The organism is Endozoicomonas sp. SESOKO3, from assembly GCF_024606255.1.
The window spans coordinates 1-2,661 of the sequence record NZ_JAHHPR010000686.1; the positions used below are offsets into that span (position 1 = coordinate 1).

Consider the following 2,661-nt stretch of genomic DNA (forward strand, 5'->3'; position numbering starts at 1 on the left):
GGTGTTTGGCCATCTGTGCTACCGTCCGCTGCTCGCCCGCCGGGCGGATCACCTGGAAGCCGGAGCTCAGCCACTGAATGCCCCCGGGATGATTTTCGTCGGTGCTCAGCCAATACAGGTTGCCGGAATACTGGCTGAACATAAGATAGTAAATGCGCTGGCCCCACACTACCTTGTGCACCGGCAGGTGGCCACCTCGCAGTCGTTTCTGGACAGGCTCACTGATCTGCCGAAGACGGCTGCCGTCGTCCCCATAGATCAGCCGACCGCCATCCATCAGGCTGCTCAGGAAGGCAATACAGGTTTGGGTGGACTCGTCATAAAAACCGGCCCGAAGGATACGACGACTGTCGTAGCTGTCGACGACCCGAAAGGGAATCAGCCCTTTTTCTTTTGCTGTTGTGGGAGGGGCGCTGAGCTGACCATCCAGGGTCTCTGCCGCAATCACCCGGTGAGCCAGCTGGCCGGATCGGGTGACCGTCAACAGGTAATAATAGGGGGCCTCAAACACCAGCAATTGCGAGTCATCTTTGCCCGGCAATGTCCTTGATACCTTGCGACCAAACACCGCGCCATGCTTTGTGGCGCTGAATTCACGGAATTGCCTGATTTCCTGATCCAGGATCCTGGCACTCTTGAACAACACCTGTTGATTGACGAGGTCAATAAAATAGTAGCCAGTGGTCGGGCTCCCCTGGATCGGTTTTACCTTATCACTGGGGGCAATGAGCTGGATTTCTTTGTGGTGGCGGGTATCGTACCAGAGCTTCACCCGGTCTAACTTATGCCAATCTGCTTTGGCCAGTCCCAGCTTGCCGGGGAAGCAGGAATAGGGTGCATCGCGATGCCCAGCGGCCTTTTTTCTACAGTCCTTCAGGTATTCAGACCAGAACTTGTACGGTATTTTGCGTGACGACTTGAGCCACCAGTTCGGCGCCTGAGCCATGCAGTGTGCATAGATCGAGGTGGCCTGGCATTCTTTCAGTTCCAACGGCAGAAACCGGCTGAAAGCGGTGTGACGGGTCGTTATTCCGAGCAGTTTCGGTGCCCTTAACTCCTTTTCATTCAGTTTCTTAGTGTCGTATAAACGGCGAATTACCTTGCGATCCGTCGGCAGCCATTCAAACTGTGCGTTGGCATCCTGGGCTATCACTCTATAGGGGGTGTCCGGCGTCGGGGCAGGAAACCGGAAACAGGTCTCACCCAGGTAGAGGGTCCAGGTTTTTTCGGTCTGGTTCAGCACGGTTGAACAGCTTCGCGTCCCGCCGGCCTGCTCGGTTATGCAGGCATAGGGGCGTTGTCCGTTGTAGTTCAACACCCAGGTAGCGGCGGTCTTTCCACGGGGGTGAATGCGGATGAGGTGGGCACCGTTGGACATCAGGAGGTAGGTGTTGCTGCCCCCTACAGGGCTATGCAGGTCGTAACTCAGCAGCCAGATGAATTCAGGGACCTTGTGAAAGACGAGGATGTGATCTTTTTCATCGAGATACACGTGGCTGCGTGAGAAACGGTACGCGAAAGCGTCCGTATGGGTGAACATCTGGCCAATGTATTTATCCGTGTATCTGACTTTAAATTCATCACACAAAGGAGCATTTTTGCACGTACTGATCTTGGTGTCTTTTACCTTTTTCTGGTAAAACAGTTGCAGCAGTTCATTGCTGACGGCATTCAGCAGCTTTGCACCGGGAGAGCTGCTTTTTGGCGCACTCCCCTTAAAGGTCTGGTCAGTTCGGGTGTAACCGAGTCTGACATCCCACTCGGGTGTGGAAGGCATTAAAATCATCTTTTTGTCGGTCATCTGATCCAGGTTGTGAAACACTCCTCTTTCACATTGGTAGGGGGTTAAACGCGGCTCCTTCGAGCATAATGTCTTCAGGGCATTGTCGATCAGGTGGTAGGGAACCGAGGAGTAGTGGAGCTCGTTGATATCGCTGGCGCATTCAAACCTGTTGTACTCTACGGTGGTTTTATCCTTACACTTTTTCTGTTTCCAGTCGTTCTTTTTTCCGGCGATGAAGGTTGTCCGGAATGAATAGCCTCCCCCGAGGGTCAGGGTCTTGTTGACCAGGTCGATCGTCTGGATGTTTACGGGCAGGAGATTTTTGCCGTCCCCGCTCATCAAAGCATTGATGGTCTGGTTGCCGTACAGGTAGCTTTTGGGGTCCAGCTGGGCGTGAATCGGGTTAAAGGTTTGGGTCGCCTTGCCCGCAGCGTCCCGTAACTTTTTAAAGGCCAGCTTTTCTAACTTTTCTTTATAATACGAGTCAAAAATAGCCCTGACGTAGTGCATGACAGTGTCAATCATTAGCCCGTAAGGCCCGAGAAACTCCGAAATAGTGGAGATACCCATATCCACCGACTCAAAGATCACCCTGGATTCCAAGAGTTTCTTGACTTCCGGATCCTTTTCGTTTTCATATTCAATTCCGGTCAGGATGAGACTGGTTGTTTGCACACCGAAACCCGCTACAGGCAAAAAACGAGCGACTTTTTTACCCAGCCCCTTGGCTTTTTTCAGCCCACTGGTCGGCTTGCGTAACTCGGTGTAGAGTAGCTTTGGTGCTGTCCGATGGGAAGAAAATAGCTGCTTGGAGGACGGGCTTAACCACCTAAGCCCCTCTAGCCCGAAACCGATCCAGTCAAACACCTCCAATGTCA

General features: G+C 52.8%; 1 protein-coding gene. It reads right to left on the reverse strand.

What is annotated here, in order from left to right:
- On the reverse strand, positions 1-2,661 hold a 2,661-nt coding region (locus KDK18_RS12025), incomplete at both ends, for a hypothetical protein (RefSeq protein ID WP_257255165.1).